Here is a 24,493-nt window from a genome sequence, read left to right on the forward strand (position 1 = left end):
TCCTTTTCCCCATATTCTCCTATAAGTTTAAATTTCTTCTGTAAAATATGTTATCTCTCTTTTATAAAAATCATGTAAATTTCATATTTAATCAAACAAAAAGCAGACAAAGTATGTTTCTAATAATTTCAATAAAAACATACCTCATCTGCTCTTTTTTCTAAATGAAGTTAAATATTTAATTTTTCTTTATATGACAATATGCAACGTACATTCTGTCATACGCCTCTTCCAATAATTTTCTGGGACTTGCTATATTCAGTCGAATGCAGCCTCTGCCTTCTTCCTGAAACACAGTTCCCATATACACGCTGACTTTTGCTTTTTCCAAAAACCATTTTTCCAATTCTGCTTCTTCACAACCCAGTTCCTTATAATCCATCCATAAAAGATATGTCCCTTCTCTTGGATAAATATAAAATTCCGGCATTTTTTCTGCAAAATACGCTCTGGTAAATTTATCATTCTCATCAATATAAGACAGCATTGCTTTATACCAGTCATCACACTGTTGATACGCACAACCTGCTACTGCTGCTGAAAAGATTGTGGGATTATGCATACCGATTCTGTCAATTTCCCTTTTTACCACAGCTCTGTATTCTTGATTTGGAATAATCAGATAAGATAAAATAAATCCCGGAATATTAAAAGTTTTTGTAGGTGATGATGCAACAATCAATCTTTTTCGCACTTCTTCCGACAAAGACAAGGCAGATACAAACTCTACTCCCGGTGCAGTAATATCACCATGAATTTCATCTACAAATAACAGCAGTTCATGTTTTATACAAAATTCACCTACTGCCTCCAGCTCTTCTTTTGTCCATACACGACCTACCGGGTTATGAGGACTGCATAATAAAAGCATTTTTGTTTTTTCCGTTATCTGCGCTTCCATTTGTTGTAAATCCATAATATACTTTCCGTTTTGAGATTTTAATCCACATTTTACCACGGTTCTGTTATTTTTAGAAATTGCTTCATACAATGGGCCATAAGCAGGAGTATGAAGTATTACTTCCTCTCCCGGTTCTGTAAATGCTCCCACACAAATTCCTGCAGAAATATTAATACGAGGACAAAATACTATTTCTTCTTTTTTTATATCCACATGATGCATTCTTTTTTCCCAGGACATAAAACCTTCATAGAAATCATCGCCTAAATCCGTATAACCAAAAATCCCATGTTCCGCACATTGATGTACTACATCACGAATAGGCTGCGGAGAAGGAAAATCCATATCAGCCACACCTAGATGAATAAGATCTGTATTTCCGTATTTCTTATCCATGGTGTCCCATTTTCCACAATTTGTCCCTCGTCTGTCTATGACAGTGTCAAAATCAAATCGGTTTTCTGACATTGCTACCTCTTTCTTCACAAACCTTTACAGTTTTGCGATAACCTCAACTTCACATAATACATTTTTCGGAAGTGTTTTCACAGCTACACAAGAACGTGCCGGTTTATTTACAAAATACTTTGCATACACTTCATTAAATACCTGAAAATCTCCCATATCTGCCAAAAAGCAAGTTGTCTTCACTGCATTTTCAAAGTTTGTTCCTGCTTCTTCCAGAACAGCTCCGATATTCTTCATTACCTGTTCAGCCTGTTCAGAAATTGTTTCTCCTGCAATTTCTCCTGTTTCAGGATTTACCGGAATTTGTCCGGAAGTAAAAAGCATATCTCCACATACTACTGCCTGTGAATATGGTCCGATTGCTGCAGGTGCTTTTGGTGTATAAATTGTTTTCAACATAATATCAATCTCCTTTACATCTCGTTTTTTCTTATCATATCACTAAACAATATTTTAGTAAATATATTTCAATGAACTTTTTTTCATTCTTGCACAAAACATAAATTCAAAATATAATAACTTTAATTATTGAAAACAAATCTTATGGAGACCATTATGTCAAACGATAAACCTTATATAAAACTTACAAAAACAGAACAGCTTATTTTAAACTCTTATAAAAAGATGATTGTAAGTCTGGGAGAATATCTGGGAGAAGGATATGAGATTATTCTCCACAGTCTTGAAAATCTTCAGCATTCCGTTATTGAAAACGTCAATGGGCATTATTCCGGCAGAAAAAACGGCGCACCGATTACTGATTTGGCACTTTCCATGCTCAGTCAACTAAAGGAAGAACCGTCTCAGCCTGCTGTTTGCTACATGAACCATTCAAAAAAAGGAGTGCCACTGCGTTCCTGCACCATTCCGATTGCAGGAGAAAAAGAGCGTATTATCGGTCTGATTTGTATCAATTTTTATACCGATGTTCCTCTGTCCTCTCTGCTGGCAAAATTTTATCCGGAAGCATCTGCGGGTCTTTCTTCCAATAATACCGCCACAGAAAATTTTGCAGATAATACAGATGAGCTCATTGAAAATGTTTTATACAAAATTCAACATCAGGTGCTGAATGACTTTTCTGTTTCACCGCAAAATAAAAACAAAGAAATTATTACACAGCTTTATCAAAGAGGAATTTTCAACATCAAAGATGCTGTTTTAAAAGTGGCATCTCTTTTGGGAATTTCCAAAAATACCGTATATCTACACATCCGTAACTTAAAAGAGCAGGAAAATTAGCATGATTTTCGCATATTTTTTCAGAAAACCCATATATTTCCCTTGCATACAGAGTGATTTCAACGTATTATAAAGTAGGTGGCAATTTTGCCCTCAAATTTGCAAGAAACCAATGGAGGTACATAAATTATGAAAAATATAGACCGCATGGTTGGAACAATATCAAGAGGTGTCCGCGCACCGATTATCCGTGAAGGAGACAACCTTCCTGAAATCGTAGTGGACTGTGTATTAAAAGCATCTGAAAGTGCCAACTTTGAAATTCAAGATAAAGATGTAATTGCCGTTACAGAAGCAGTCGTTGCCAGAGCTCAGGGTAACTATGCAAATGTAAAAGATATTGCTGCTGATGTAAAAGAAAAATTCGGTGATGATACCGTAGGTGTAATTTTCCCTATTTTAAGCCGCAATCGTTTTTCTATCTGCTTAAAAGGTATTGCTATGGGCTGCAAAAAAATTGTGCTCATGTTAAGCTACCCATCTGATGAAGTAGGAAACCACCTCATTGATTTAGATGTTATGGACGAAAAAAATGTAAATCCATGGTCTGATGTTTTAACAGAAGAAAAATACAGAGAACTGTTTGGATATGAAAAACACGTATTTACAGGTGTTGACTATGTAGAATATTACAAACAGCTTATTCAGGAAGCTGGCGCTGAGGTTGAAATCATTTTCGCTAACAACCCAAAAGCTATCCTTTCTTATACAAAAAGTGTTCTTACCTGTGACATTCACACTCGTCAAAGAACAAAACGTATTTTAAAAGCAAACGGCGCTGAGAAAGTATATGCTCTTGATGATATTATGACAAAGAGCATCAATGGCAGCGGTTATAATGATGCTTACGGACTTTTAGGTTCTAATAAAGCAACAGAAGATACTGTAAAACTCTTCCCAATTAAATGCGAAGAAGTTGTTACTGCTATTCATAACTCTATGCTGAAAAAAACAGGAAAAAATGTAGAAGTTATGGTATATGGCGATGGTGCATTTAAAGATCCTGTAGGAAAAATCTGGGAGCTGGCTGATCCTGTCGTATCTCCTGCTTACACTGCAGGTTTGGAAGGTACTCCAAATGAAGTAAAATTAAAATATCTGGCTGATAACGATTTTGCTGATTTATCAGGAAATGAATTAAAAGATGCCATTAAAAATTATATTACAGAAAAAGATGAAAAAGCTGCCAGCTTAAAAGGTACTATGGTAACACAGGGTACTACACCAAGACGTCTTACTGACCTTTTGGGATCTTTAGCTGACCTTACTTCCGGTTCCGGTGATAAGGGAACTCCAATTATCTATATTCAAGGATATTTTGACAACTACGCAAAATAATTTTTCTGTACAAAAAAGGAAGCTGTGGATTTTCTCCATTGCTTCCTTTTTCTTTTCCTTATCTATAAATAATATCTTCTCGTCCTGGTCCATTAGAAACCATTGTAATCGGAAATCCAATTTTTTCCTCTACAAATTCAATGTATTTACGACAGTTCTCCGGTAAATCCTCATATTTCTTAATGCCTCTGATATCACAGTTCCATCCTGGCAACACTTCAATTACCGGTTTTGCTTTTTCCAGAAGACTTGTTGTAGGGAATTCTGTTGTGATTTCTCCATCAATATCATAAGCCACACAAACAGGAATTTCCTCTAAATATCCCAGAACATCAAGTACAGTAAAAGCAACATCTGTTGTTCCCTGAATACGGCATCCATATTTTGATGCCACACAGTCAAACCAGCCCATACGTCTTGGACGTCCTGTGGTTGCGCCATATTCACCGCCATCGCCGCCTCTGCGTCTTAATTCATCTGCTTCTTCTCCAAAAATTTCAGATACAAAAGCACCTGCACCTACTGCACTGGAATAAGCTTTACATACAGTAATAATTTTCTTTATTTCATAAGGAGGTATTCCTGCACCTACTGCGCCATAAGCTGCCAGTGTGGAGGAAGACGTTACCATAGGATAAATACCATGATCTGGATCTTTCAAAGAACCCAACTGGCCTTCCAGTAAAATTTCTTTTCCTTCTTTTAAAGCATTCCATAAAAGCAGAGAAACATCACATACATAAGGTGCAATCATCTCTTTGTATTCTTTTAATTCCTTTACAATATCTGCCGGATTTAAAAGAGGTTTGTGATATAAATACTCTAAATCCACATTTTTTTTCTGACAGATATTTTCTGCTTTCTCCATAAGAGCTTCTTCCTCTTCAAAAAGCTCACTGACCTGAAAGCCGATTTTTGCAAATTTATCAGAATAAAATGGTGCAATTCCCGACTTGGTAGAACCAAAAGATTTTCCTGCCAGTCTTTCTTCTTCATATTCATCGAATTTAATATGATAAGACATTACAATCTGTGCTCTGTCTGATATTTTAATATCAGGCATAGGGACTCCCTGTTCTACAATTGACTGTATTTCATGGAACAGTACAGGTATGTTCAATGCCACACCATTTCCAATAATACTTGTTGTATTCTCATTAAATACACCTGATGGCAGACTATGCAGGGCAAACTTTCCATAATTGTTTACAATTGTATGTCCGGCGTTTGCTCCACCCTGAAATCTCACTACAATATCTGCCTCTTTTGCCAGCATATCCGTAATTTTACCTTTTCCTTCGTCTCCCCAGTTTGCTCCTACTACGGCTTTTACCATTTTCTATTCCTCCTGTAATACTGGAATCCATTTCATTTACTAAAGTATAATACACCATTTTTTCTGAGAAATAAAGTAAAAATAGTTTTCCCTGAGCCCCAAAATTTTGTTCAATTTTACCTCTTAAATACAGTTCATTGCCTCTTTAATATTAGCTACACCAATGAGTTTAATCTCATATTTTCCCTGCAGACTTTCTACATTTGCCTTTGGCATAATACAGGAAGTAAATCCCAGTTTTTCTGCTTCTCTCACTCTGCTTTCCGCCATACTGACACCACGTACTTCTCCTGAAAGTCCCACTTCTCCAAAAATTAAAATCCGCTCATCAATTACCTGATTTTTATAGCTGGATACAATGGCAAGAACCACACCTAAATCAATAGCCGGTTCTCCAAGTTTCATTCCTCCTGCCAGATTAACATAAGCATCGCAATCTCCCAAATGAAGCCCTGCTCTTTTCTCTAAAACTGCCATAAGCAAATTCACACGATTATAATCAATTCCTACCGAAGTACGTCTTGGCAAGCCGAAGTTTGTTCTGGTTACAAGCGCCTGTATTTCAATCAAAATAGGACGTGTCCCTTCAACAGAGCAAACAACCGCAGTTCCGGAGGCATCTGTAGGTCTACCATTTAACATAACCTGCGATGGATTTTTCACTTCCATAAGCCCTTTTTCCCGCATTTCAAAAACACCAATTTCATTTGTCGAGCCAAATCGATTTTTTACTCCTCTTAAAATACGGTAAATCACCTGCCTGTCTCCTTCAAAATACAACACCGTATCTACCATGTGCTCCAGTACTCTGGGACCTGCCACACTTCCATCTTTTGTAACATGTCCAACAATGAAGACAGAAATCCCCATTCCTTTTGCAATCTGCATAAGAACACCTGTAGACTCCCTCACCTGAGAGACACTGCCTGGTGCAGAAGACACTTCCTCATTATACATAGTCTGAATAGAGTCGATCACTACCATTTCCGGTTTCACCTTTTCAATGACGCTACGAATGTTTTCTAAATTTGTTTCACATAAAAGCAACAAATTTTCATTAAATTCTCCTATTCTTTTTGCTCTTAGCTTAATCTGTCCCAAAGATTCCTCGCCGGAAACGTATAAAACCTTATGTCCCTTTCCCGTAAGCTGTCTGCACACCTGAAGAAGAAGGGTAGATTTTCCGATACCCGGATCTCCTCCCACCAGAACCATAGAACCGGGAACAATACCACCTCCCAGTACTCTGTCCAGCTCTTCTATTTCTGTTTTTATTCTGTCATTTTCCTGTATGGAAATATCTGCAAGAATAACCGGTTCATTTTTCTTCCCTGTCGTACTTCCTGAAGCTGTTGTTTTTCCTTTTGCGGTTGCAGATACCGTCTCTTCCACAAAAGAATTCCATTCCCTGCATCCCGGACATTGCCCCAGCCACTTCGGAGACTCATACCCACAATTTTGACAGAAAAACAATGTTTTTTTCCCTTTTGCCATATTTTTCCTTTCTTTTCCAATAAACGAGGCTGCCGCATAATGCGACAGCCCTGTCTTGCTTATTTTTACTTATCTGATACCTTGATGCTTAAATTCTTTCAATCTGTACAGTTACCTGCTCTGCCTGCTCCAGTTCTACACTGAAGGACAGCTTCCCCCCCCAGATTTGTTTTCATCTGTCCTGCTTCTTCTTTGTCAATTACAATCTTGTACTCGGCATCCTCTTCCATTTCCACAGTAATCTGAGCATCTTGTGGTCCTTCCACTGCAAAGCTCATCTTGTCTTCTTTTTCTTCCAAATCTAAAACTGTGGTACCCGGTACAGACTCATATACAAACATACCATTTCTTTCCAGTTTTGTAATTTCCTTATATGTTTTTACTTTGTATATATCTCCATCGTACTCAAAGTCGGATACCTTTGACTTCTGTGCTAACTCATAGTTACCAAAGCTGATTTTGCCATTTTCTTCTGTACGAATTAATTCTTTTACTACTGACATAGTTATGTCCTCCCGCTTATGTCTTTCATTGTTCTGTCTTTTCAGACCTTTTTCCTTCTTGTTTTGGTATAACAATATTACCATATATTTCAGTTTTTTGCTAGTCATTTTGTACATTTATAATAAAATTTACCTTTTCTTTAGACAAGCCAATGGTAACGCTGTCTCCTGCTTTTATCCTGCCTTCCAGAATTTCCTCTGCCATTGCGTCTTCGATTTTACTCTGAATTGCTCTCTTTAATGGACGTGCTCCGTATTTTGGGTCAAAGCCTTCTTTTCCGATAAATTCTTTTACATTTTCCCGAATTTTCACATCAATATTCAACTGTGTCTTACAGCGTTTTGCAAACTCTTTTAAAAGTATCCCTACAATCTTCTTAATCTCCTCTTTGTTCAAAGTATGGAATACAATAATATCATCAATACGGTTTAAGAACTCCGGCTTAAAAAGTCTCTTTACTTCTTCCATTACACTGTCTTTCATCTTCTTATAATCGGCCTGCGCATCATCTGCTGTTCCAAATCCCAGCTTTTTCGGCTCTACAATCGCCTGTGCTCCCGCATTGGAGGTCATAATAATAATGGTTTCTTTAAAGTCTACTTTTCTGCCCTGTGCATCGGTAATATGTCCGTCATCCAGCACCTGCAAAAGAAGATTGAATACATCTGGATGGGCCTTCTCAATCTCATCAAAAAGCAGCACACTGTATGGGCTTCGTCTTACTTTTTCACTTAGCTGTCCTCCCTCTTCATAACCTACATATCCCGGTGGTGAACCAATCAGTTTAGAGACACTGTGTTTTTCCATATACTCTGACATATCTACACGTATCATTGCATCTTCACTGCCGAAAACCGCCTCTGCCAAAGCCTTGGAAAGCTCTGTTTTTCCTACGCCGGTAGGGCCTAATAAAAGGAAAGAGCCAATAGGACGTTTGGGGTCTTTTAATCCTACTCTGCCTCGTTTAATTGCCTTTGCAACAGCGGTTACTGCCTCATCCTGTCCGATTACACGTTTATGAAGCTGATTTTCCAGTTTTGCCAGTCGTTTAGACTCTCCTTCTGTAAGCTTTTTCACCGGTATTTTTGTCCACTGAGCAACTACCAGAGCAACATCATCTTCTGTAACAAATAGCTTTTTATTTTTACACTGTCTTTCAAAGCGCTTTCTGGCTTTTTCTACTATTTCTTCTGTTTCTTTTTGTTCTTCCTGAAGCTTGCCTGCAAGAAGAAAATCCTGACTTTTTACTGCTCTTTCTTTTTCTTCGCTAATATCTCTTAAACGAAGCTCTGCCTCTGTCAATCCATCCGGAACCTTATAGCCGGAAATCTGTACCTTGGAGCATGCTTCATCCAATAAGTCCAACGCCTTATCCGGAAGAAATCTGTCATTAATATAACGCACACCCATGGAAACGGCTGCTTTTACAGCGCTTTCCTCAATCACGACACCGTGATGTTTTTCATAATAAGGCACTAATCCTCTTAAAATTTCCTCCGCTTCTTCCTTGGTAGGTTCTTCTACGGTTACCGGCTGAAATCTTCGCTCTAATGCAGGGTCTTTTTCAATATGCTTCCGATATTCCTCGATAGTCGTTGCACCGATAAGCTGAATTTCTCCTCTGGAAAGAGACGGCTTTAAAATATTGGAAGCATCTAATGCTCCTTCTGCTCCGCCTGCCCCTATAAGGGTATGGAGTTCATCCAAGAATAAAAGAATTCTTTTGTCATTGGATGCTTCCCAAACCACACGTTTAATCCTCTCTTCAAACTCACCTCTGTATTTTGAACCCGCTACCATAGCAGATAAATCCAACACCAGAATACGTTTATCCGCCATATTTTCAGGAACCATTCCACTTACAATCTTCTGCGCAAGCCCCTCGGTAATGGCTGTTTTTCCCACTCCGGGTTCACCAATCAGACAAGGGTTGTTCTTTGTTCTTCTGCTTAAAATCTGTATAATACGGTTAATTTCTTTTTCCCTGCCTACAACAGGATCCAGCTTGCCCATAGCAGCCATTTCTGTCAAATCTCTGCCATACTGATCTAGCATTGGTGTGGCACTCTTTTCTTCTTTTGTCAATGTGCCTTCTCTCCCCATAACATTCATAAGCTCTGCATACAGCTTTTGATTTCCTGCCCCCATAGTATGCAGAAGTCTGGCGCCCACACAATCTGTTTCTTTTAACATTGCGATTAAAATATGCTCTGTGCCGATTTCTGCACTTTCCATATTTGTTGCTTCTTCAGATGCTTTTTCAAGTATCTTTTTGCTTCTTGGTGTATAGCCCTGAGGCTCTTCCAGCAGCACCTCTGAAGACGGCGCTACCAGCTTTTCCATAAGCTCTAACAATTTTTTCAATGAAATACCGGCTTCTGTGAGAATTTCTCCTGCCGTACTATCCTTTACAGCCAGAAGTCCTGCCAGTATATGTTCTGTTCCAATATAATTATGGCTGCATTTTCTGGCAGTTTCCTCTGCCAGCTTCAAAGCCTTTAATGCCCACTTTGAGTATTGCTTTTTCATGTATCTCTCCTGTTCTATTTATATTCTTCAAAAATTTCATCAATTAAGGCATGCACTTCTTCTCTTGTAATATTCTTACAACAGCCTTTTGCCAAAACAGGCAAAAGATTTTCCTTCATTTCCTCCAATGCCCTGATTTTATCCACATCAATGGAAATCACTGCGCCTCTGCGTCTGTCTATACTGAGAAATCCTTCCTGTCTCAATACAGAATATGCTTTATTTACTGTGTGCATGTTAATTCCTATGGTATCTGCCAGCTGTCTTACAGAAGGAAGCGTCTCTCCTACCTTTAACTGTTCTGTGGCAATTCCCATAATAATCTGATTACAAAGCTGTACATAAATTGCTTCATCACTGTTAAAATCAATTTCAATCAGCATGCCTTCACCTTCTTTCCAGATTGTTATATCTAATATAGCATAGATAGCATTTTTAGTAAAGATTTAGAAAAAAGAAGCTGCTTTCGCAGCTTCCTTCCTATGCCTCATCAATGGCTTTTCCAATATCATTTCGCATATATTTATTTTCAAAGTTAATCCATTTTGTTGCCTCATAAGCATTCGCTCTTGCCTCTTTTAAGTCAGCCCCTTTTGCGGTAACTCCTAAGACACGCCCTCCGTTTGTTACGATTTTACCATCTTTGAAGGCAGTTCCTGCATGGAAAACATAATAACCGTCTTTATCCTTAAAGTTTTCCAGACCTTCAATTGGATATCCTTTTTCATAAGAAACCGGATAACCGTCAGAGGCTAACACAACACATACTGCTGCGTTGTCTTCAAACTGTAAGTCAATTTCATCTAACTTTCCGTCTACGCAGGCTTCAAAAACTTCTACAATATCATTTTTTAATCTCGGAATAACAACCTGAGCCTCCGGATCACCAAAGCGAGCATTATACTCCAACACTTTTGGTCCTTTTTCTGTAAGCATCAGACCAAAGAAAATAATCCCTTTAAACTCTCTGCCTTCTGCTGCCATAGCATCTACGGTTGCCTGATATACATATTTTTCGCAAAATTCATCCACTTCTTTTGTATAGAAAGGACTTGGTGAAAATGTTCCCATTCCTCCTGTATTTAACCCTTCATCTCCGTCTTTTGCACGTTTATGATCCTGTGCGGAAGTCATGGTTTTAATGGTTTTTCCGTCAACAAAAGAAAGTACGGATACTTCACGTCCTGTCATGAATTCTTCGATAACTAAAGTATTTCCTGCAGAACCGAATTTTTTATCCAGCATAATTGTGCAAACGCCTTCCTCTGCTTCTTCCAATGTGTTACAGATTAAAACACCTTTTCCAAGAGCCAGTCCGTCTGCCTTTAATACAATAGGAAACTCTGCTTTCTCACGAAGATATGCCAGAGCCTCATCTGCATCCTCAAAGTTTTCATAAGCTGCCGTAGGAATGTTATATTTCTTCATCAAATCTTTAGAAAAAGCTTTTGAGCCTTCCAGAATTGCCGCATTCTTTCTCGGTCCAAACACTCGCAATCCCTCTTTTTCAAAAACATCTACAACACCGCCGACTAATGGGTCATCCATTCCTACAACAGTTAAATCTACTGCATTTTCTTTTGCAAAAGCTGCCAGCTTCTCAAATTCCATTGCGCCGATTGGCACACATTCTGCAAATTCCGCAATTCCTGCGTTTCCCGGTGCACAGTAAATCTTATCTACCTTTGGACTTTTTGCAACCTTCCATGCAATAGCGTGCTCTCTTCCACCACTTCCTATAATCAATACTTTCATTCTCTTATGCTCCCTTCTTATTCTTTAAATTTCACCAGTCCATCTATCACTTCAATTTTATCATTTGCAATTAAATCAATCGCTTTCGGCATAATTTTCCACTCTGCTTCTTCCATAACTCTGCGCTGAAGAATTTCCGGCGTATCTCCCTGATGAACTTCTACCGCCTTCTGTAAGATAATCGGACCTGTATCTGTCCCTTCGTCTACAAAATGTACCGTTGCTCCGGTTACTTTTACTCCTCTTTCCAGTACGCCCTCATGCACCTTCAGTCCATAATAACCCGTACCGCAGAAAGATGGAATAAGCGCCGGATGAATATTAATAATCTTATTTGGATAAGCCTTTACCATAATCTCCGGAATAACTACAAGACAGCCCGCCAGAACAACAAGCTCCACATCATAAGATTGGATTGTTTCAAGTAACGCCTGATTAAATTCTGCTCTGGAGGCATAAGCCTTCGGAGATACACAAATTGCCTCTATCCCCTTCATCTTTGCTCTTTCCAGAGCATAGGCATTTGCGTTATTACTGATTACCACAGCAATCTCCGCATTGGTAACTTCACCCCTGTCCATTGCATCCATAATCGCCTGAAGATTGGTTCCTCCGCCGGACACCAACACTGCCATTTTCATCATATTCATTCAGCCTTTCTTTTATAGGATTTTGGTAACAAAAAATATTTTTTGTACTTTAATCTTTATAAACAGGAAAAGGGCTGCTTTTGCAACCCTGATTTCCCTGTCTTATACTAATTTCACACCTTTTTCTCCCTCTTCAATCTTACCGATTACGTAAGGAGTATCCCCTGCTGCTTTCATAGCTTCCATTGTTTTGTCAACATCTGCCGGATCCACTGCCACAATCATACCAATACCCATATTATAAGTATTGTACATCATCTGTTCTTCAATATTTCCTGTCTTTGCCATCAATGTAAAGATTGGAGGAATTGGATAGCTGTCCTTTTCTACAACTGCACAAACGCCATCTTTTAACATACGTGGAATATTTTCATAAAATCCGCCGCCTGTAATATGGCTGCAGGCTTTTACAGTAACACCTGCTTCTTTTACTTTCTTCAATGCTTTTACATAAATTCTTGTAGGAGCAAGTAAAGCTTCTCCTAAAGTTGTTCCTAATTCATCATAATAAGTATCTAAAGACTCTTTTGTAATCTCAAATACTTTTCTTACTAATGAAAATCCATTGCTGTGAACACCTGAAGATGCCATACCGATTAAAACATCGCCTGCTTTTAAGTTTTCTCCTGTAATCATATCTTTCTTGTCACAAACACCAACTGCAAAACCTGCTAAATCGTAATCATCTTCCGGCATAAGTCCAGGATGTTCTGCTGTTTCACCACCGATTAAAGCTGCTTCAGACTGTAAGCAGCCTTCTGCAACACCTTTTACGATTGTAGCGATTTTTTCAGGATAATTTTTTCCACATGCAATATAATCTAAGAAAAACAATGGCTCTCCACCGGCACATGCAATATCGTTTACACACATTGCAACTGCGTCAATACCGATTGTATCATGTTTGTCCATGACCATTGCCAGTTTCACCTTTGTTCCGCATCCGTCTGTACCGGATAATAACACAGGCTCTTCCATCTCTTTAATCTTTGCCAGAGAAAAAGCACCGGAGAAACCGCCTAATCCGCCAAGAACTTCTTCACGCATTGTTTTCTTTACATGCTCTTTCATTAATTCTACTGATTTATATCCAGCTTCAATATCTACGCCAGCTTTCTTGTAATCCATTTTCTTTCTTCCTCCGTTTCATTTCCCTGCTTTTATTTATAATTTTTATATCCTACTTCCTGTAATTTTGCATCTTTTGCAACAACCTGATCTTTTAATTCTTCTTTGTAATCTTTTAATTTCTGCAATAATGCCTCATCTGAAGTAGCTAAAATCTTGGCTGCCAGAATTGCTGCATTTGCTCCTCCATTAATTGCAACAGTTGCAACAGGAATACCGGAAGGCATCTGAACGATAGAGTACAGAGAATCTCTTCCTCCTAAAGAAGTTGTATGCATTGGGATACCGATAACCGGCATTGGGAAGATTGCTGCACACATACCTGGAAGATGTGCTGCCATACCTGCTCCCGCAATAATAACTTTAAATCCTTTTTCTTCTGCTGTTTTTGCATATTCAAAGAATACATCCGGTTCTCTGTGGGCAGAAATAATAGTCATTTCATATTCAATTCCGAATTTCTCCAACATATCTGCCGCTTTGCTCATAACAGGCATATCTGAGTCACTGCCCATAACAATTCCAACTTTTGCCATGATTGTTCTCCTTTAAATTAAATTCAGCTTATGCTGTATATTTTATTGTACAGCACAATTTTACATATTGTTACAAATAATGTCAACTGCAAAACCCTTTTTCTTTATATTATCCGCAGAAAGGTTCATTTAATTTTTCTGTACCCTCTAACACAAATTTTCCGTCACGGATAATTTCAATGTTTTCGCCATTTTCTATTTCCACCCAGATTTTATCTAATTCATCATAAGGAATGGTAATATCCGTATGGCAACCCAGATACGCCTTACTGATATCTTCTTTTCTCAAAATGGAAACTTCATTATCTCTTGCAATAATTTCTTTTCCATCAGGATTATACACAGCTGTATCCTCTGACCAACTATAACAGGTATCTCCCACCGCAAAGTGTGGTCCCATTTTTTCTGCAATCAAAATCGGAAGTAAGTGTGCAATATTATATTTCTGTGCCATTACATAAGCAGTCGTATTTGTTCCGATTGCAAATTCTCCAAGAGGAAGTGTTTCATGATGGTGAAGAAGATTTTCTTTTAAAAAGCTTTTATTCTCTTCTTCTGTTTCAAAGTTTTTACAAGTATATTCTGCAATCCTTCCGTCCTTAAAAAGAAGCTTCAGCCCTCTGTATTCCAAACCATTTAAAAATACTCTGGATACTGCCAAAGTTCCGTTTGTACCCTTGAGCATCGGTGATGTAAAGACTTCACCCACCGGAATATTTACATCTGCTACACAGTTTTCAAAATTAGTCTGCTTTTCCGGATTTTCCAGTGTATGAAGAGAAACTGTTAAATCTGTTTCATTCTCTCCCTTTCCCAGAATATGCACACAAATTCCTCTGTCTAATGCGTCAATGATACTCTGCTGAATTTTTCTGTATAATTCATTATCCAGTGTATTTAATTTTACAGTTTCTTCAAAAATCTCCTCAAATTTTTCTCCGATTTCTTTTACCGGATATGCAATAATAGTAAAGCTTCTCTCTTCTCCCTTAATATAGCGGTTTACAATCTGACCGGACTCATTGTCATAAGATACCTGAAGCTTTTGCTGATGTGATGTTAAAGTGCAGGCTTCCTTTGTTTTTTTCGGTACAAAAGGGTTTTCGCCAAAGGTTTCCATACATGCCGGACCTCCGTGAACAGCCGCCAGCTCCTTCACCTGCTCATAAGCCACCTGTAAAACTCTCAGCTTTCTCTGAATAAATTCATGGTCTAAATACAGTGCAGCATCATCCTTATGGTCATATTCAAACTGCTGATTTGGAATTGCCCCATAATATCCAATTCTATGATGCTGTTTTTTATTTACAGAGTGAACAGCGCTTCGGTAAATAACAGGCTGTAAACCCATTTCCGCAAACTGTCTGATTTCTTCTTTTACAATCCGCTCAAACCCCAGCTGAAAGCGAATATTTACAGTCTTTTTCTTTGTAATATCCTTTCCTCCTAAGACAAAACCTTCTCTGTATCCTTCTGTAAAGGTTCTTGCCATTGCCTGAATTTTTTCCTCCGGCAGAGTATTTAGGAAATTCGCCATACCGATTTCATTTTCTGTAATATATTCCCCGAATTTATATAAATAACGAAGGTCTGTCAAATCGCTGTCACAGATAATTTTTGCAGCAAAATCCAAAGACGGGTCAATTCCTTCTCTGACTCTGTATCCTACCATTTCGTCACTGTAATCACTGATATACCAATAAATAGCATCTTTTACATCCTTTGCAGATATTTCTTCTTCCTCAAAGAGATTATAAATCTGCACAAAAAGCTCCAAAACAACGGTCATATCAAAAAGGCGTTTCTCATAAACAAAAACAACCATTCCACGAATTTCTGCATACAGAAAACTTAATAATACACCAAACTCTTCTCCCAGCATTTTTTGTGCATAAGCAGGATTTCCATAGGAAGCACCATAATTTTCCGGCAAGATATCCTTATACAGAGCATGATTATTTTCTTCCAATTCTTTTTGTGAGGCGCTGTCTAACCAGCCTTTTTGTATCTTTTCATACAAGTTATCCACCATCAGAATAAAATCTGCTGTTTTTCTGAAATATTCACCATAAGGTTCTTTTACTACCTCTTCTTTTTGAATTTCCTGAATTCTTCCCCTCATTAAAGCATAGCGTTCTTCAAAAAACACATCATTCATCTTTTAAATTCCCCTTTTCTACATTTAAATCTATAATTTCATGCACATAAGACTCCATGGTTTTTGACCCTTCCCCTGTGCGTTCATTTCTTTTTAGTACCTGTGATTTCTTTATTCCACGCTCTCTCCATGATTTTCCGCCAGTGGCGTGATTTAACATTAAAGGCTGAATATTATCACAAACATGAGCGAATTTTGCCTCCGGTGTCTGCTGCTCTTCAAATTCGTCCCACAGTAACCTTAACATTTTTGCCTGATCTTCCGGTAAGATATTAAAAATTCTGTCTGCTGCCTTTAATTCTCTTTCCCTCTTTGTCTGATTTCCAACTGCATCATAGGCATAAGTATCACCAGCATCGATTTCTACTAAATCATGAACCAGCACCATAAGCATGGTTTTTGCCAAATCAATCTTTTCCTCAGAATATTCTGCCAAAAGCGCTGCTGTCAAAGCTAAATGCCATGCGTGTTCTGCGTCATTTTCCTTTCGAATTCCGTCTGATAAATAAGTCTGCCGGCCAATAAATTTTTCCTTATCCACTTCCAATAAAAATTCCATCTGTTTTTTCAAACGTTCTTCCATATCTTTATCCTGCCTTTCTGTTATTAAGAAATTCCAACTAAGAAAAGTGCCAGCCAGATAACCATAAGCACCCCGTTTCCTACTGCTCCGATTTTACAAAAAAGCTGGTCTCTGTTTTTCTCAGAAAAGCTTTTTAATCCCACAACAAATCCATAAGCGGAAAGACCAATGGCAATCAGTCCCAATGCCCCCAGATACATACCGCCTTTTCCATGAAAAATCAAAGCACATAATGCGGCGGCACAAAAAATCCCCAGAGAAATTCCTGCAAAAACCGTTGAAGCAATTCCCTGTCCTGAATGTTTCTTTTTTGCAAAAGAATATTTATTTTTCTTCTTTGCCATTACTTGTTTCTCCTTTTTGTTCTTTTATATATGAAATAGCTAACGGCAAAAAATATGTATCCCAATGCCGCACCTAGTGTATTCATAATCAAATCATCTACATCAAAGCATCCCAGCTTTGTAACTAACTGTATGGTTTCCACACAAAGACTCAGTGCAAAACCTGAAAATGTGATAAAGAAAAAATTTCTTGTATCTCTATGGATAATGGGAAGAATAAATCCAAACGGAATAAATCCCACAACATTCCCCAACAAGTTCAATACAACCGGCCACACACCCAACTGTTCCCTATACGTCCAAAATCGTTTGATTTCCTGAAGAAATACCAGATTATAATGATATTCTCTTTCCTCAAAGCTCTGTATACCAAATCGCTCTGCAAAGAAAAGAAGATAAATCAGCAAAAAAAGATACAGCACAAATAAAATGGTACTGAATGTTTTTATTTTTTTCTTCACATTTTTATTCAATTTTAACCCCTTATTTTTCTAAAATAACATAAAGACGGGAGAACCCATTCCCCCGCCCTCTTTTGTCCTACACATTAAAATGTAATTTCTGACTTTCTTTTTAATAATCTTGCTCCGCTTACCAGCATTAAAATCCCTGTGGTAATGCCTGTAACCAGCACAATTATTCCTACTGCAATGCTCCCCGCACCGCATCGTGTCATGGTTTTATAAACCTTTTCATTCATTTAGGAACACTTCCTTTTCTGATTATTTTACTCCGTAGATTTGGTAGTATGCGTCAATGGCTTCTTTTGTCTTGTCATCAATTACAACCCTGCCATTACATTCTCTGTTGTATAAATGCTCTACTACCTCTTCCATTGTTACAATAGCATTTGTTTCAAATCCGTAAGTTTCTTTGATTTCATCAAGAGCGCTTTTGTCGCCTTTTCCTTTTTCCATACGGTTTAAAGAAACCATCAGACCTACGATTTCCACATTTGCTGCTCCTCTTACCTTTGGAACAGTTTCTTCCATAGATTTTCCGGAAGTTGTTACGTCTTCAATCATCACTACTCTGTCTCCATCCTGCAGCTTACTTCCCAAAAAGCTTCCCTTATCTGCGCCATGGTCTTTTTCTTCCTTACGGTCCGAGCAGTAGCGTACTTCTTTTCCATATAATTCACTGTAAGCAATAGCTGTTACAACGCTGATTGGAATTCCCTTGTAAGCCGGTCCAAATAATACGTCAAAATCATCCCCGTATTTGTCATGAATAGCTTTTGCGTAGTATTCGCCTAATCTTTTTAACTGAGAACCTGTTACATAAGCTCCTGCATTCATAAAGAAAGGAGATTTTCTACCGCTTTTCAAGGTAAATTCTCCGAATTTTAAAACATCACTTTCCACCATAAAATCAATAAATTCCTGTTTATATGTTTCCATATCTTCTAAAACCTCCGTATTTATAGGCTTTTCTCGCCCTTATTTTCTATTTTTATCCCTTAGTACACCATTTTTACACCATAAAAAAGAGCTTTTAAATCTTCTCAATTCTATCACATATTTCCTGTTATTTCAATCAAAGAACAGGCTTAAAAATACCTACAATAATTATCAATAGATATTGCATAAATTCTTTCTTCTTATTTATCACTATCCTTTTTGTTTAATAATTTTCTTATTCTCTCAATAGGAAATTTATCTTCTATCTCCACCACCTCAAACCAATTTAATGATAATTCTTTCTCTCCAATTAGCGAAAGATACTCCTTCACAGCTCTTTGGTCAATCATAATTTTACCATGTCCTGCCCAGTGCCTATTACTCTCTCTCCTTTTCAAACCAGAAATCCAATATTCGTCGCCAGTCTCAACGTCTATATAATTAGAATAATTCCCTATATATTTCTGAAAAGCATGGTCGTTAAAATAAATTGTCTTTTTACTTTGTGAAGTCTTCACATATCCAATCCACGCCGGTCCGTCATCAGAATATCCTGTTTTTAATTCTATATACATCAAATCATAAATCACTTGCAATCCCTCCGAATACAATTCTAGCTTTTGTGTTAAATTATACATGTTTTCTGCAAATAGAACTCGCTAATTTTTAAGTTCATAATACATAGATGTACAAAGTTCTGAAAACATTAAAACACACAGTGCAAATGCTATACCTACTCCCATAATAATAAACTCTTTATTGCCTGATACTTTCCCCATCACTAATAAAAAAAACATAAGTACAAAAGATACTATCTGCGTTATCTGAAACGATTTACTTTGAACTTTCAATTTAATCAGACAGTTTCTTTCATCTAACTCGTCCAATTTATCTTCTTTTGTCTTTTTACATGATATACTTCGTATCACAGAGCTGAACCCAAATGCAGATAACGTTACAGCTAAAATAACGATATTTACATCTACGTCTTTTTCTAATATATTTATAATTAAAGTCGGCACACCTAAAACTATCAGGAATACTCCGGACATAAATGTCTTTTTATTATAAATCTTCATATTCCTTATCCTCCAATTCTTTGTTTTCTTTTAAGCAACACAATTCTTCTACACTTACTCCAAAAACCATTGCCATACGATATGCAAGCATTAATGAAGGATTATATTGTCCTTTCTCAATAGAAATGATAGTCCTTGATGATACATGAACCAAATCTGCCAACTGTTGTTGTGTCATTTTGCCTTCTGTACGCAACTCTTTCACTTTTGTTTTCATTTTGAAGTTTTCATATATTCAAACTTTCCTTACTGATATAACTGGATTTCTCCACATTCATCAATATTCTTTATATACTCCGTAATGCCAGAAACAGGTTCACCACCGCAAAAACCTTCTTTCTCTAATTCTTCTATTACAACTGTTGGTGTAGCATCTGTCACTTTGACCTTTAATGTCCCGTTATAAGTATAAAAAAGTCTTGTAGTTGGATAAGTACCCTCGGCACTCCAGACATCTATATTATAATCTTCAAATTCTATGTAAGGAATATCTGATGTTACATTTAAGTCATTTCCTATAATTTTGTTAATTTGTGCATAAGGTCCATCAGACCAGACATCCGCCGAAACATTTAGCTCTATTTTTGTATTTCCAATATTGTTTGTGCATGTAAAGTTTTTTATATAGCTCTTATCCATCCCGGAAGCATTATCTGCTGATACCATTGTAAAACCGGAAATCCATAGGCAAAATGCGAAACCTATACAAAATATTTTTTGTCTGTTTTTTCTTTTACGCATCTGTTTTCCTCCTTTCACCTGCTGCAAAAAACTCCTTTTCTAATTTTATTATATCAAATTTTAGAAGGATTTCCTATTTATTTTCCCATTTTTCTTATAATAACTTCCTATTTTTCCATACTTGATACAGAATATCTTTTAAATATTCTTCTGTAAAATCCTGTTTCCATGTAAATGGAATGTAACAGCCCTCTACAATCAAATTTTGTTTATTTTCTACTGCTGTTTTTACAATTTCCTTAACAATTTTCCATAGATAAAATCCCAATTCTTCGTCATCTTTCGGTGTCAAATCTGTATTTTTACTCCGAATTAATCCCATTTTTAACAAGTCAATCGAAAGAACCGAATACTTATATTTTTCCAACAACTTTTGTGCCAATAAAGTTTTACCCGTATGAGACGCCCCTGTAATTAAAACAACCATTTTATTCTGCTGCACCCCATTCCACTATTAAAAATAAACCTAAACCAATTCCGCCAACAAGTAATATAACTCCCAATGCTTTTCCTTTTACAAGTTCAATAATTCCAAATATTGCCAGTACCACAGCTGCTATCACTGAACCGTAAAAGAAAAGCGCCGATATTTTATTACCCTTATGTTTAAAGAACTCCCTTCTTTTTTCACTGACTTTTATTTCTGCCCGGTTCTCAATTATACCGCCGACTAGTATGGTTACTATATCTTTAACAAAATCTATAAAATCTCTCACTTTTTAACACCTGATTTCCATAATGAAATTCCATTGATTACCATAGATAATACTGTAAATATCCATGTAAATTTTTCCATAGTAGGTGCTGTATCCGCTAATGCACTCCAATCCTCCTGTATCACTGAACCTGCTGCTAACTGATAAATTGCACACACAGTCAATGCTGTAAGCGAAAAGCTTAAAAATCCTAACCAACGTACTGATTTTCCCATGAATAAAAAAATCAAATTAAGTAGTGCTGTAATTACGGCACTAATTCCTAAAATTATCCACATACGCTTTTCTCCTTTACATATAAATACATTTCTCAATCTCCGGCAGCACAGTATAAATGGATTTACCCATACATTCTTCAAAATATTCCTTAAATTTGTAGGTATTATTCCACCTATCCAGAGAAAAAGGATAAAATCCATATCGCCTTGCTGTGTCAACAAATCTCTTCTCTAAAATACAAAAACCCTTTGCATCTGCCAAAGCATCACATAAAATAATCAGTTTATCATAATCATCATACTCCATCTGTTCCAGATAATTTTTTATAAATTCATATTGCTCCGGGCGTATATCTTTCTTTCCAATATCCGCTTCGATATCTTTTACCGGAAAGGAATGTGTCAGACATACTCTTGCCACCTCATCCCATCCCTTGGAAATAGCATAATCATAGCCGTCAATGGTATGTCTCAACTGTGCAATTCCCGTTCGTCTTCCGATATCATGAAGCAGTCCACATACAAAAGCCTTTTCTGTATCTAAATTTCCACAGGCTTCTGCAATCAATTCTACTACCTCTGCCACATGATAAGAATGTGCTGTCCAAAGCCCCGGATTTTTCTCTCCTGCAATTTTTAATTCCTGTATTGCAAGTTCTCTGTTTGGAAGCATTTCACCACCCCTTTTTATAGCAATAGGAGGCTGCCTGTGTATTCACAGGTTACAGCCTCCCTCATCTTTATTTTACAACTCCGATTAACTCTCGGATATCTTCAATTTTATTTCTTTCCATATAAGCCTCAATGCCTCTGATTGTTTCTATCGTTGCATAAGGATTGGTAAAGTTTGCAGTTCCGATTGATACTGCCGTAGCGCCTGCCATAATAAATTCCAGAGCATCCTCTGCATTCTGGATACCGCCCATTCCGATAATCGGAATGTTGACAGCCTGTGCAACCTGATAAACCATACGTACTGCGATTGGTTTTACACATGGACCGGAAACACCGCCTGTCTTATTAGCAAGTGCAAAAGTTCTTCTGTTAATATCAATTTTCATACCCGTCAGTGTATTGATAAGTGAAACTGCATCTGCTCCACCTGCTTCTGCTGCTCTTGCAATTTCTGCTATATCGGTAACATTCGGTGTCAATTTCATAATTACCGGCTGTTTTGCAATTTTTTTAATCTGTGCAGTAAGCTCCTCCACATGCTTTGGGTCTTGTCCAAACGCAAGGAAATTCGCATTTACATTTGGGCAGGAAATATTGATTTCCAGCATATCTGCCGGCTCATCCGCCAAACGTTCTACTACTGCCAGATATTCTTCCGGTGCGTGTCCGCATACATTTACAATTACTTTTGTATCAAACTGCTGAAGATAAGGTAAATCTCTTTCACAGAACACTTCCATTCCCGGATTTTGAAGCCCGATGGCATTCATCATACCGCTGTGAATTTCTGCAATTCTGGGTGTGGGATTTCCCGGCCAAGCTACATTGGCAACACCTTTTGTCACTACTGCGCCTAATTCATTTAAGTCCACAAACTCGCTGTACTCTGCTCCTGAGCCAAAAGTACCTGAGGCTGTCATAACCGGATTTTTCAATTCAATCCCGGCAATCTTTACTTTTGTATTCATTACAGTTCCACCTCCGTACTTAAAAAGACCGGTCCGTCCTTGCAAATTCGCTTATTATGTACATGAGAATGATGGTCTACTTCTTTTGATTTACATACACACGCCAGACATGCACCCACTCCGCATGCCATTCTTTCTTCCATAGAAATGTAGCAAAGGATATTATTTTCCTCAGCATAATTCTTGATTGCACGCAGCATTGGTGTTGGACCACAGGCAAAAATCACATCAGCAGTAAGATTATTCTCACGAATAGCATCCATAACATTTCCTTTTGTTCCTACACTTCCATCTTCTGTAGCAACTACAAGACGGCCATTTTTTTCTAAATCTTCCTGCAGGAAAATCTCACTATTACGATAACCGGCAATAATTGTTACATCTGCTTCTGCTTCTTTTGCAGTCTGTACCATTGGAGGAATACCAATTCCTCCACCCATCATAAACACTTTTTTCCCTTTGACTTCTTCCATCGGAAATCCATTTCCCAATGGGCCTAAAATATCTATTGTATCTCCGCTTACAAGAGAAGAAAATTCCTTTGTACCTTCTCCTGCAATTCGATACACAATGCGAAGCATTCCTTTTTCCTTATCAATTTCACAAATACTGATTGGTCTTGGAAGAATTTTTCCAGAGTCCTTGCAATACACTGAAATGAATTGTCCTGGCTTTGCCTGTACTGCAATTTCCTCCGCACGAAGCCACAGACTGTAAATATCTGTTGCTATCATTTCCTGACTTACCACGGTACTTGTCATTTTTAATTTTGCCATGTTTCTTCTCCTTATTTTGCAGCTTCCAATGCTCCTGCAATATCTGCAATCATATCCTCTGCTGCTGCTCTTGACGCATCTGCAAAGTTTTCCTCTCCAAATTTTGCATATTTTTCCTGTTTATAAGCTGCAATAATTCCACGAGAAGAATTTACAATAGCGCCTAAACCATCTTCATTGAAGAAATGAACTAAATCCTTGCCCTGTCCGCCCTGAGCGCCGTAGCCCGGAACAAGAATATAAGCCTTTGGCATAATTTTTCTGAGTGTTTTTCCCATTTCAGGATAAGTAGCGCCAACAACAGCGCCAACATAGCTATAATCGTCACCCATGCAGGTTTCTCCCCACTGTGCAACCTTCTCTCCTACTAATTCATATACAGGTCTGTCTCCCACCATCTGGTCCTGAAAATCTCCGCTGGAAGGATTGGAGGTTTTAACAAGAATGAAAAGTCCTTTCTTTTCTTCTTTGCATACATCAATAAACGGTGTAATACTGTCTGCTCCCATGTATGGATTTAAGGTAACAAAATCTTCGTCAAACGGCGCAATTTTATTTGCTCCAATCTGCACTTTTCCAATATGACCGGTTGCATAAGCTGCAGAAGTGGAACCAATATCTCCACGCTTAATATCTCCGATTACTACAAGGTCTTTGGATTTACAGTAATCTACTGTTTTCTTAAAAGCCATAATTCCCGGAATTCCGAACTGCTCATACATAGCAATCTGTGGTTTTACTGCCGGAATTAAATCGTATGTTTTATCTACGATTTCTTTATTAAACTGCCAGATTGCTTCCGCAGCTCCTTCTAAAGTTTCCCCAAATTCTTTAAATGCCTTTTCCTGAATGTGTTTTGGAATGTAATTTAACATTGGATCTAAGCCCACCACAATCGGCGCTTTTGTTTTCTGAATTTTCGCAGTCAGTTTGTTAATCATGATTTCTCCTCCA

28 protein-coding genes and 2 pseudogenes are annotated in these 24,493 nt (G+C 37.6%); 2 read left to right on the top strand and 28 right to left on the bottom strand.

What is annotated here, in order from left to right; translation table 11 throughout:
• Positions 1–178 precede the first annotated feature (178 nt).
• Entirely contained in the window at positions 179–1,369 is a 1,191-nt protein-coding gene (locus CGC63_RS11975) for a MalY/PatB family protein (protein ID WP_040351197.1), read from the bottom strand.
• A 24-nt stretch (positions 1,370–1,393) separates the two neighbouring features.
• Positions 1,394–1,768, bottom strand: coding sequence for a RidA family protein (locus CGC63_RS11980; RefSeq protein ID WP_003022479.1), 375 nt, complete (start codon positions 1,766–1,768; stop codon positions 1,394–1,396).
• Between the two features lie 156 nt (positions 1,769–1,924).
• Between CGC63_RS11980 and CGC63_RS11985 the strand changes: the two genes are divergently transcribed.
• Together CGC63_RS11985 and CGC63_RS11990 are read left to right on the top strand one after the other, a co-directional pair.
• Positions 1,925–2,611, top strand: coding sequence for a helix-turn-helix transcriptional regulator (locus CGC63_RS11985; RefSeq protein WP_040351198.1), 687 nt, complete (start codon positions 1,925–1,927; stop codon positions 2,609–2,611).
• 138 nt (positions 2,612–2,749) lie between these two features.
• Positions 2,750–3,949 (top strand): coenzyme F420-0:L-glutamate ligase, encoded by a 1,200-nt coding sequence (locus CGC63_RS11990; protein ID WP_089438715.1) that lies wholly within the window; start codon positions 2,750–2,752, stop codon positions 3,947–3,949.
• 58 nt (positions 3,950–4,007) lie between these two features.
• Here CGC63_RS11990 and CGC63_RS11995 read toward each other — a convergent pair whose 3' ends face one another.
• The 26 genes and pseudogenes from CGC63_RS11995 to pyrF form a co-directional block, all read right to left on the bottom strand.
• A complete protein-coding gene (locus CGC63_RS11995; RefSeq protein WP_003022485.1) occupies positions 4,008–5,285 on the bottom strand; it encodes an adenylosuccinate synthase in 1,278 nt (425 codons plus the stop codon).
• 123 nt (positions 5,286–5,408) lie between these two features.
• Complete coding sequence (gene radA, locus CGC63_RS12000; protein ID WP_003022486.1) at positions 5,409–6,779, bottom strand: DNA repair protein RadA; 1,371 nt, start codon at positions 6,777–6,779, stop codon at positions 5,409–5,411.
• Positions 6,780–6,867: 88 nt separating this feature from the next.
• A pseudogene (locus tag CGC63_RS12005) lies at positions 6,868–7,282 on the bottom strand (endosialidase).
• Positions 7,283–7,382: 100 nt separating this feature from the next.
• Positions 7,383–9,812: an ATP-dependent Clp protease ATP-binding subunit gene (locus CGC63_RS12010; RefSeq protein WP_003022489.1), complete on the bottom strand. Its 2,430-nt coding sequence runs from the start codon at positions 9,810–9,812 to the stop codon at positions 7,383–7,385.
• 14 nt (positions 9,813–9,826) lie between these two features.
• The gene (locus CGC63_RS12015) at positions 9,827–10,195 is read right to left on the bottom strand and encodes a GntR family transcriptional regulator (RefSeq protein WP_003022491.1); all 369 of its coding nucleotides are present in this window, start codon (positions 10,193–10,195) and stop codon (positions 9,827–9,829) included.
• 97 nt (positions 10,196–10,292) lie between these two features.
• Entirely contained in the window at positions 10,293–11,567 is a 1,275-nt protein-coding gene (gene purD, locus CGC63_RS12020; RefSeq protein WP_003022492.1) for a phosphoribosylamine--glycine ligase, read from the bottom strand.
• A 17-nt stretch (positions 11,568–11,584) separates the two neighbouring features.
• Positions 11,585–12,211, bottom strand: coding sequence for a phosphoribosylglycinamide formyltransferase (purN, locus tag CGC63_RS12025; RefSeq protein ID WP_040351237.1), 627 nt, complete (start codon positions 12,209–12,211; stop codon positions 11,585–11,587).
• Positions 12,212–12,319: 108 nt separating this feature from the next.
• Positions 12,320–13,345 (bottom strand): phosphoribosylformylglycinamidine cyclo-ligase, encoded by a 1,026-nt coding sequence (gene purM / locus CGC63_RS12030; protein ID WP_003022497.1) that lies wholly within the window; start codon positions 13,343–13,345, stop codon positions 12,320–12,322.
• A gap of 32 nt (positions 13,346–13,377) precedes the next feature.
• Positions 13,378–13,881, bottom strand: a complete 504-nt coding sequence (gene purE / locus CGC63_RS12035; RefSeq protein WP_003022499.1) for a 5-(carboxyamino)imidazole ribonucleotide mutase — start codon at positions 13,879–13,881, stop codon at positions 13,378–13,380.
• Between the two features lie 109 nt (positions 13,882–13,990).
• Positions 13,991–16,039, bottom strand: a complete 2,049-nt coding sequence (locus tag CGC63_RS12040; protein WP_003022502.1) for an aminopeptidase — start codon at positions 16,037–16,039, stop codon at positions 13,991–13,993.
• Complete coding sequence (locus tag CGC63_RS12045; protein ID WP_003022504.1) at positions 16,032–16,622, bottom strand: HD domain-containing protein; 591 nt, start codon at positions 16,620–16,622, stop codon at positions 16,032–16,034. Before CGC63_RS12045 ends, CGC63_RS12040 begins: the two co-directional genes overlap by 8 nt.
• Before the next feature lie 23 nt (positions 16,623–16,645).
• A complete protein-coding gene (locus CGC63_RS12050; RefSeq protein WP_003022506.1) occupies positions 16,646–16,966 on the bottom strand; it encodes a DUF6142 family protein in 321 nt (106 codons plus the stop codon).
• Positions 16,966–17,427: a VanZ family protein gene (locus CGC63_RS12055; RefSeq protein ID WP_003022508.1), complete on the bottom strand. Its 462-nt coding sequence runs from the start codon at positions 17,425–17,427 to the stop codon at positions 16,966–16,968. Before CGC63_RS12055 ends, CGC63_RS12050 begins: the two co-directional genes overlap by 1 nt.
• Before the next feature lie 86 nt (positions 17,428–17,513).
• Positions 17,514–17,666: a hypothetical protein gene (locus CGC63_RS15465; RefSeq protein ID WP_003022510.1), complete on the bottom strand. Its 153-nt coding sequence runs from the start codon at positions 17,664–17,666 to the stop codon at positions 17,514–17,516.
• Positions 17,667–17,688: 22 nt separating this feature from the next.
• Positions 17,689–18,366 (bottom strand): orotate phosphoribosyltransferase, encoded by a 678-nt coding sequence (gene pyrE, locus CGC63_RS12060; protein ID WP_003022512.1) that lies wholly within the window; start codon positions 18,364–18,366, stop codon positions 17,689–17,691.
• A gap of 200 nt (positions 18,367–18,566) precedes the next feature.
• Entirely contained in the window at positions 18,567–18,956 is a 390-nt protein-coding gene (locus tag CGC63_RS12065; RefSeq protein ID WP_009246459.1) for a mannose-1-phosphate guanylyltransferase, read from the bottom strand.
• A 69-nt stretch (positions 18,957–19,025) separates the two neighbouring features.
• Positions 19,026–19,445: a DUF2178 domain-containing protein gene (locus CGC63_RS12070; RefSeq protein ID WP_003022516.1), complete on the bottom strand. Its 420-nt coding sequence runs from the start codon at positions 19,443–19,445 to the stop codon at positions 19,026–19,028.
• Positions 19,432–19,662 (bottom strand): helix-turn-helix transcriptional regulator, encoded by a 231-nt coding sequence (locus CGC63_RS12075; RefSeq protein WP_003022518.1) that lies wholly within the window; start codon positions 19,660–19,662, stop codon positions 19,432–19,434. The genes CGC63_RS12070 and CGC63_RS12075 overlap by 14 nt, the downstream gene beginning before the upstream one ends.
• Before the next feature lie 29 nt (positions 19,663–19,691).
• Positions 19,692–20,186: a hypothetical protein gene (locus tag CGC63_RS12080; protein ID WP_040351199.1), complete on the bottom strand. Its 495-nt coding sequence runs from the start codon at positions 20,184–20,186 to the stop codon at positions 19,692–19,694.
• A 124-nt stretch (positions 20,187–20,310) separates the two neighbouring features.
• Positions 20,311–20,613, bottom strand: a pseudogene (locus CGC63_RS12085) (AAA family ATPase); the annotation flags it as partial.
• A gap of 1 nt (position 20,614) precedes the next feature.
• Positions 20,615–20,902, bottom strand: coding sequence for a hypothetical protein (locus tag CGC63_RS12090; RefSeq protein WP_003022523.1), 288 nt, complete (start codon positions 20,900–20,902; stop codon positions 20,615–20,617).
• Positions 20,899–21,180: a hypothetical protein gene (locus CGC63_RS12095; RefSeq protein ID WP_040351200.1), complete on the bottom strand. Its 282-nt coding sequence runs from the start codon at positions 21,178–21,180 to the stop codon at positions 20,899–20,901. Before CGC63_RS12095 ends, CGC63_RS12090 begins: the two co-directional genes overlap by 4 nt.
• A gap of 13 nt (positions 21,181–21,193) precedes the next feature.
• Entirely contained in the window at positions 21,194–21,793 is a 600-nt protein-coding gene (locus CGC63_RS12100; protein WP_003022527.1) for an HD domain-containing protein, read from the bottom strand.
• A 67-nt stretch (positions 21,794–21,860) separates the two neighbouring features.
• Positions 21,861–22,763 (bottom strand): dihydroorotate dehydrogenase, encoded by a 903-nt coding sequence (locus tag CGC63_RS12105; protein ID WP_003022529.1) that lies wholly within the window; start codon positions 22,761–22,763, stop codon positions 21,861–21,863.
• On the bottom strand, positions 22,763–23,539 hold the full coding sequence (locus CGC63_RS12110) for a dihydroorotate dehydrogenase electron transfer subunit (protein ID WP_003022531.1): 777 nt from the start codon (positions 23,537–23,539) through the stop codon (positions 22,763–22,765). The genes CGC63_RS12105 and CGC63_RS12110 overlap by 1 nt, the downstream gene beginning before the upstream one ends.
• 11 nt (positions 23,540–23,550) lie before the next feature.
• Entirely contained in the window at positions 23,551–24,480 is a 930-nt protein-coding gene (pyrF, locus tag CGC63_RS12115) for an orotidine-5'-phosphate decarboxylase (protein ID WP_003022533.1), read from the bottom strand.
• Between the last annotated feature and the right edge of the window lie 13 nt (positions 24,481–24,493).

It is taken from the genome of Blautia hansenii DSM 20583, assembly GCF_002222595.2.
GTDB classification, from domain to species: domain Bacteria; phylum Bacillota; class Clostridia; order Lachnospirales; family Lachnospiraceae; genus Blautia; species Blautia hansenii.